Raw genomic sequence first — 264 nt, 5'->3', positions numbered from 1 at the left:
CTGATATTGCCCGCGAGGAGGGTAAGCCTGAAAAGATCATCGACCGCATCGTCGAGGGTCGCCTAGGCGGCTTCTTCAAGGAGAACTGCCTGCTCGATCAGCCTGCCATTTCCGATGACAAGAAAACCGTCGCCCAGACCCTTGAGGCCGCTGGTGTCACCCTCAAGCGTTTCGTTCGCTTTTCTGCCGGAGAGTGATCTCGTCCCCACGTGGGGATGATAACGAGATTGTGACGACGAACGGTCCCACCGTACGAGGTGGGGC

General features: G+C 58.3%; 1 pseudogene. It reads left to right on the top strand.

The features are described 5' to 3' along the window. A pseudogene (locus QSV46_RS40030) lies at positions 1 to 197 on the top strand (elongation factor Ts); the annotation flags it as partial. Between the last annotated feature and the right edge of the window lie 67 nt (positions 198 to 264).

The organism is Bradyrhizobium cosmicum (assembly GCF_032290525.1).
GTDB lineage: Bacteria > Pseudomonadota > Alphaproteobacteria > Rhizobiales > Xanthobacteraceae > Bradyrhizobium > Bradyrhizobium cosmicum_A.
The sequence above is the reverse complement of the archived record's forward strand: the minus strand, read 5'-3'. Positions and strand labels throughout refer to the sequence as shown.